The organism is Rhizobium mulingense (assembly GCF_029194105.1).
Classification (GTDB): domain Bacteria; phylum Pseudomonadota; class Alphaproteobacteria; order Rhizobiales; family Rhizobiaceae; genus Rhizobium; species Rhizobium mulingense.
On record NZ_JARFVE010000036.1, the window covers coordinates 1 to 6,625 of the forward strand.

Sequence of the window (6,625 nt, forward strand, 5' to 3'; positions counted from 1 at the left end):
TCCTTGGTGAGGATGAAGTCGGCCAGCAGGTCAGTGTCCGATTTGCCTTCCCACGCCCCATGGGCATCCTGAGCGCGAATGAGCCTTATCAGGCATCTGAGAAAAGGGGTGGCGAGATCCCCATCCTCGTTGACAGCAGGGCCATCCGTACTTCCTGTCAATGTACCCATTTCTTAGTCCTCCTCATCGAAAGGCTTCTTTTCAATGGCGCCTGCTTCGGTTAGCACCTTGCGTAACCAGGGTGGCGGAGTAGTCCTGAGCATCGCCCGAGTTCGCGACAAAACATCTTCGATCAGTTGAGGATCGGATACTTTAATTGGGTGGATTTTGGCCGAAACAACTCGGGCTGCCGATGGCCCACCGATCGCCAGACAGAACAATAAGTGACAACCTTCCAACGCCTTCACCTTCGGGTTAATACGATCGACGTCCTCGTTCCGATGCTTTCCGCTCTGGTCGGAAACGTCTTCGAAGTCCAGGACTTCCACCAGTTTCCAGTCGTCGGGACTCACATCATAGACGACGAAACGTTTTGCCGATCCGAAATGGGCGTCGAGAGATTTCATATCTTGAGTGGCGATTGCGACGCGCAACGCGCCAGCCTTCCGTTTTGGAGCTGACGAGTGAACCCCGTCAGGGACGAGGGAAAGGCGACGAGCGGCGATCATCTAGGCAGTTCTCCTTTGCGGGAGGGATCAAGCGATCCAGGACACGGCGCGCGCTGATTGGCCTGGAAGATGTTGGAAACATCGAAGATCAGGTCGCGCGTTCCCTGATAGAGACTTGTGAGCTTATGCTGGCTGCCGAGTCGGTCGTATATCGGGAAGCCCACCCGCATGAGCGGAATCCCAAGGCGCTCCGCCGCTTGTCGTCCATGCGAATGCGTGACGAGAAGATCAGCGCCGACGGCAAGTTCTTCGAGATCGCCAAGATCACCGACCTGGAGCGATTCGGCCGGCATTTCCGCGAGTATTTTTGAGGTGCCGGTCGTGGTGACCGCTGCCGCGATTTCGGCGCCCATGCCGGTGAAGAAGGTAGCGAATTGGTAGAGCTGGTCCGGCTCCACAGCAATTGCGATTTTCTTGCCTCCGAAATGGAAATGTCCGTCGAGCAGGGCGTCCTGCAGCTGTGCTCGGCGACGGCGGATGTTTGCTGGCACCGGCGCACCAGAAATCTCAGAAAGAAACGAGACGAACCGGTCGGCTCGTTTCAATCCTGTCAGCGACTGGAACAATGCGTAAGGGACTCCCGTCCGGGTCCGCAGTAGCTCTGCGGGGCGGCGCATATGCTCGCCGATCGCGATACATTGCGCCGCCGTGCCAAGCTCTTGTATCTCGTCGACGGGAGTACCGCCATAGGTGGTCGGAACCCAACGATCGCCGGGCACCGTGCCGTCGAGAGAGCCGGAAATGTCCGGCAGGATCACCGGCTTCAGACCGAAGCTTTCGACCGTTTCGCGCAGAAGCTCGATGTCAGCGACTGTCAGATGCCATCCTGGTAGGATCGCAATCTTCTTTTGGTGGCGGCTCTGCTCGCCTGGAGTGGTGATGCGCTCGACCATAGAGATGACGGCCTTCGCCCATCCCTCTTCGATCGCTCCCTCGAAATCCGGGGTATTCGCCAGCACAACCTCCGTACCCGCGAGCTCATCGGCACGATCCCGCTTGATGTTGGCGAGATCGCCTGCGAAATCTTCGCCGCGGGTTTCCACCAGGGCTGTCGTGCAAATTCCGATCAGCTTGGGTTTTGCGCGCCTCTTGAGATTTAGGATCGCCTCTTCCAGATTGCCTGCGCCGCCAAGAATGGTCGCCACTGCGTCCAATGCCGTTGTCTGCAAGGGAATGGCTTCCTTAAAGTGCCGGACTAAAAGTACCAGCGCCAAGCTGGTGCAGCCCTGGCTGCCGTGGAACAGCGGCACGGCACGCTCGACGCCAAGAAAGGCGAGCGCGGCGCCGAGCGGCTGCGACGATTTCAGCGGATTGACCGCAGCTGATTTGGTCTGGGGAAAGACTTGAACCATCGGCTTTCCTCAACGCTTGCCGAAGCTGCCGGCGACCGCGCCGACAAAGTTTTGCAAGACGTACCCAGTCTCGTTCTCGCTCTTGGTATTCGTCAGTTCTTCTTCCACCGCATGCTGGCATTCCCACGGTGCCGGCTCCCGCACCTCCATCCAGATCGGATTGTGAATAGCAAGATCGATCTGGCGAACGAGCTCCACCATGCCGTCATAGCCGGCATAGGGGTGGTGGCGTTCCTGGTTGATATCGAGCCAAGGTGTCTTGGCCTTCAGCGCGATGAATTGCGTGCGCCCGCCAGACAACATGATGTCGGCTTTACCGTCGGCGAGCATGTTATAAAGCTCGCGCGGCGCCATCGACTCGAACAGGTGTTTTTCGTCTTTCAGGAGTTGCTTGATACGTTCCTTGTCTTCAGGCGTGGATTTCTTGACCGAGGTGCCCACGATCTCGATGCCCACCTCCATCAGCGCATGGACAACCGACCAGGACTTGACGCCGCCGGTGTTGAGCAACACGCGCTTGCCTTCAAGCCTTGGTCGATATGCTGCGAGTTTCATCCAGGCAATCGCCTCCTCCTCCGCGATCAATGCCTCGGTGCGCTCGAGGATTTCGGGATCCGCCCCCTGCATCACGAGCAGCTTGGCGATCTGTCTGAGTGCTTCCGAGGTGTCGGTAATTCCGTAAAAGGAGCCTTCGAAGAACGGGATATCCCAGAGCTCCTCCATTTTGCGGGCGAGGTTGATGAGTGCTGTCGAGCACACCAACATGGACGCCTTGGCGCGATGCGCAGAAGCAATGTCAAGATATCGGGCGTCTCCTGGAATGCAGGCCCTTACTCTGATCCCCAGCCGGTCAAGAAGCGGCTTTACCAGCCAAAACTCGCCGGATAGGTTGAACTCACCAATGATATTGATGTCGTAGGCGGTCACGTCGTTCGGCTCTACGCTGCCGATCACATGATCGAGCAACGCTTCACCGGCGAGCTTATTGCCAAGGTTCTTGGAGCCGGCAAAGCCCGGTGCGTTGACCGGCACCACCGGAAGGCCGAATTTTTCCGCGGCCCGCTTGCAGACGGCCTCGATGTCGTCGCCGATCAATGCTGTCACACAGGTCGAATAGACGAAAATCGCCGGTGGAGCATAGGCCTCCTTGATCTCGCGGATTGCTTTAAAAAGTTTCCGCTCGCCGTGCCCCATCACCACTTCGGTTTCAGTGAGGTCGGTCGTGAAACTGGTGCGCCAGAGCGTTGGACCTGAGGAAGCCGATCCGCGGTTGTCCCAGGAATTGCCCTCACAGCCGAGAGGCCCATGGATCAGGTGCGCGACGTCGGTGATCGGCTGCAGCACGATCTTGGCGCCATCGAAAGCGCATCCGCCGGCTGCCGCCCCGGGGATCAGCGGCTTCGAACAGCCGTTTTTGCGCGCCTTGGAATCCTTGCTGCGGTTCTTCTCGCAGGCAGGCTCGTCAAAGACATCCTGGACTTTAGCATTGAGCAAGGGCATTGCGGTCTCCAAGTTCAGATGAAGGCGGCCGGCCTCACAAGGCCGACCGCCGCCGCTCCTAGCGGGTCAGGTCGTAAGAATAGTCCGTCACACCCGGCTCGCTCGTCTCGCGATCGAGCTTGTCGAAGATCTTGTCGAGGATCGTCGTCAGGACGCGCAGGCCGCCCTGGTAGCCCATGAGCGGGAAACGGTGGTGATGGTGCCGGTCGAATATCGGAAAGGTCAGCCGGATCAATGGGGTGCCGGTGTCGCGCTCGAGATACTTGCCATAGGAATTGCCGATCATAAGATCAACCGGCTCGGTAAAGAGCAGCGAGCGCAACGCCCACAGGTCCTTGCCCGCCCAGACCTGGGCATCCTTGCCGAAGGGCGAGGATGCGAGCAACGCCTTCATCTCGGCTTCCCAGGCCGACGTGCCGTTGGTAGCAAGGCAGTGGGTCGGCTCACCGCCGGTTTCCAAGACGAACCGGGCAACGGCGTAGACGAAGTCAGGATCGCCGTAGATCGCGTATTTCTTCCCGTGCAGCCAGGCTTGGCTATCTGCCATAGCGTCGACGAGACGGCCGCGTTCCAGGCCGATTGCCGGAGGAATTTCCTTGCCGGTAATCTCCGAGACCTTCATCAGGAATTCGTCGGTCGCCTGAACACCCAGCGGATAATGGAACGAAGCCGTAACCTGACCGACCTCCTTGCAATATTCCAGCGTTTTGCGCGTGTTATAGTGCTGCAGCGACAGGGTCGCTTCGGCATTCAACGCCGTTTTCAAGTCCTCGATCTTCGTGCCGCCGTCATACATGCGGTACGTACCGTCAGACGGCGTGTCGAACTGGTCGGAGGCATCCTGGATGAAGATGTAGGATACGCCCATCATGTCGAGCAGGCGCTTCAGTTCGCGGTTGTTGCCGACGCAGAAGCCGTCGAAGCCGGGAATGATGTTGATGGCTTGAGCAACCTCCTTCCGCTCGTTGCCTTTCCAGAAGTTCTCCAGAATGCCCTTGATCATGCCGTCATAGCCATCGACGTGGCTGCCGACGAAGGCAGGCGTGTGGGCGAAAGGAACATCGAAGTCGTGCGGGACCGACCCTTCGTTCTTTGCGTTTTCGATGAAGCCGTGGAGGTCGTCTCCAATGACTTCGGCCATGCAGGTGGTCGAGACGGCGATCATCTTCGGATCGTAGAGCTTGTATGTATTGGCGAGCCCGTCGACCATGTTCTTCAACCCGCCGAACACTGCCGCGTCCTCCGTCATCGAGGACGAGACCGCCGATGAAGGCTCCTTGAAGTGACGCGACAGATGCGAACGGTAATAAGCGACGCAGCCCTGGCTGCCATGGACGAAGGACATCGTTTGCTCAAAGCCTGCGGCTGCGAAGACGGCACCGAGCGGCTGGCAGGCTTTGGCCGGGTTCACGACCAGGGCTTCGCGGCCCAGGTTCTTTTCGCGATACTCCCAGGTCTTCGTGAAGTCGTTTTGATCGGCAACGACCTGATCCGGGTGGGGGCATTCGAAATTGGCTTTCTTCTCGGCGAGCATCTGCCTGTATTCCGGCTCGCGGAACAGGGGAGCATGGTCGAGAACTTTTTCCGCCGACTGCGGCATAGTAAGCACCTTTCTTTTCATCGCGCCGCACCGGTGGCGGCAATGGGATGTCATCTGTCACGAGTGCGGATCAAGTCCGATGGGAAGAGCCTGGCCTGCCCCTTCCCAAGACAGGCCAGGCTCTCATTCGGCCGCAACCGCCTCAGCTGGCGCGGCCTCTTTTTTCCAGGGGACGTCGTAGAGATCCCACACCGGATTATTGATGGCCAGATCCATGTCGCGGGCGAATATGGCGAAGCCGTCATAGCCGTGATACGGGCCGGAATAATCCCAGGAGTGCATCTGGCGGAAGGGGATGCCCATCTTCTGCACCGGATACTTCTCTTTAATGCCGGACCCAACAAGGTCGGGGCGGATGCCTTCGATGAACTTTTCCAGCTCGTAACCGGTCACGTCGTCATAGATCAGCGTACCCTTGTTCACATAATGGCCGGTGCGCTGATAGTCGTCGTTGTGGGCGAACTCGTAGCCGGTGCCGACGATCCGCATGCCGAGGTCCTCATAGGCCGTGATGACGTGGCGAGGACGCAGGCCGCCGACATAGAGCATCACCGTCTTGCCTTCGAGGCGCGGCCGGTACTTGTCGACGACAGCATCGACCAGGGGCCGGTACTTGGTGATGACAGCCTCGGTCTTGTCGACGATTTCCGGACCGAAGTGCTTGGCTATTTCGCGCAGGGAGGTTTCGATCTGGGACGGACCAAAGAAATTGTATTCCATCCACGGGATGCCGTATTTTTCCTCCATGTGCCGACAGATGTAGTTCATCGAGCGGTAGCAGTGGATGAGGTTCAGCTTGGCCTTTGGCGCGCGCTCGACCTCAGCGAGCGTGGCATCACCCGACCAGTTGCCGACCACGCGCAGCCCCACCTCCTCCAATAGAATGCGCGTAGCCCACGCGTCGCCACCGATATTGTAGTCGCCGACGACGTTGACATCGTAAGGGCCGGTCTCAAACTCGACTTCGTTCTTGTCGAAAACCCAGTCACGGATGGCGTCGTTGGCGATGTGGTGGCCGAGCGATTGCGAGACGCCGCGGAAGCCCTCGCAGCGTACCGGCACGATCGTCTTTTCGTGCTCCTTGGCCTTCTTGCGCGACACCGCCTCAATGTCGTCGCCAATCAGCCCGATCGGGCATTCCGACTGCACGCTGATGCCGTTGTTGAGGGGGAAAAGCTCCTCGATCTCGTCGATGACCTGTTCAAGCTTCTTGTCGCCGCCGAACACGATGTCCTTTTCCTGGAAGTCTGAGGTGAACTGCAGCGTCACGAACGTGTCGATGCCCGTCAGGCCGACGTAGTAGTTGCGGCGTTGCGACCAGGAATAATGACCGCAACCGACCGGCCCGTGCGAGATGTGGACCATGTCCTTGACCGGCCCCCATACCACGCCTTTGGAGCCGGCATAGGCGCAGCCGCGGATCGTCATCACGCCCGGAATGGACTTGATGTTCGATTTGACGTCGCATTCGGAAAGGGCCTTCGGCTCATCGCCAGGCTCGTCGC

At 58.9% G+C, this 6,625-nt stretch carries 5 protein-coding genes and 1 pseudogene; all 6 read right to left on the reverse strand.

The features are described from left to right. Positions 1-170: pseudogene (locus PYR71_RS31120) on the reverse strand (NifX-associated nitrogen fixation protein); the annotation flags it as partial. A 3-nt stretch (positions 171-173) separates the two neighbouring features. Continuing rightward, the gene (gene nifX, locus PYR71_RS30345; RefSeq protein ID WP_008536565.1) at positions 174-668 is read right to left on the reverse strand and encodes a nitrogen fixation protein NifX; all 495 of its coding nucleotides are present in this window, start codon (positions 666-668) and stop codon (positions 174-176) included. Further along, the gene (gene nifN, locus PYR71_RS30350) at positions 665-2,020 is read right to left on the reverse strand and encodes a nitrogenase iron-molybdenum cofactor biosynthesis protein NifN (protein WP_012489543.1); all 1,356 of its coding nucleotides are present in this window, start codon (positions 2,018-2,020) and stop codon (positions 665-667) included. Before nifN ends, nifX begins: the two co-directional genes overlap by 4 nt. A gap of 9 nt (positions 2,021-2,029) precedes the next feature. Further along, positions 2,030-3,520, reverse strand: coding sequence for a nitrogenase iron-molybdenum cofactor biosynthesis protein NifE (gene nifE, locus PYR71_RS30355; protein WP_012489544.1), 1,491 nt, complete (start codon positions 3,518-3,520; stop codon positions 2,030-2,032). A gap of 58 nt (positions 3,521-3,578) precedes the next feature. Next, positions 3,579-5,120 carry a nitrogenase molybdenum-iron protein subunit beta gene (gene nifK, locus PYR71_RS30360; RefSeq protein WP_004677342.1) on the reverse strand — a complete coding sequence of 514 codons (1,542 nt, stop codon included), beginning with the start codon at positions 5,118-5,120 and terminating at the stop codon, positions 3,579-3,581. Between the two features lie 123 nt (positions 5,121-5,243). Continuing rightward, the coding region (gene nifD, locus PYR71_RS30365) for a nitrogenase molybdenum-iron protein alpha chain (RefSeq protein WP_141494081.1) at positions 5,244-6,625 on the reverse strand (1,382 nt) is incomplete at its 5' end.

Bases quoted from the DNA above. Each gene is read 5' to 3' on its own strand.
- nifE (WP_012489544.1), bottom strand. From the start codon at position 3,520: ATGCCCTTGCTCAATGCTAAAGTCCAGGATGTCTTTGACGAGCCTGCC.
- nifX (WP_008536565.1), bottom strand. From the start codon at position 668: ATGATCGCCGCTCGTCGCCTTTCCCTCGTCCCTGACGGGGTTCACTCG.
- nifN (WP_012489543.1), bottom strand. From the start codon at position 2,020: ATGGTTCAAGTCTTTCCCCAGACCAAATCAGCTGCGGTCAATCCGCTG.
- nifK (WP_004677342.1), bottom strand. From the start codon at position 5,120: ATGCCGCAGTCGGCGGAAAAAGTTCTCGACCATGCTCCCCTGTTCCGC.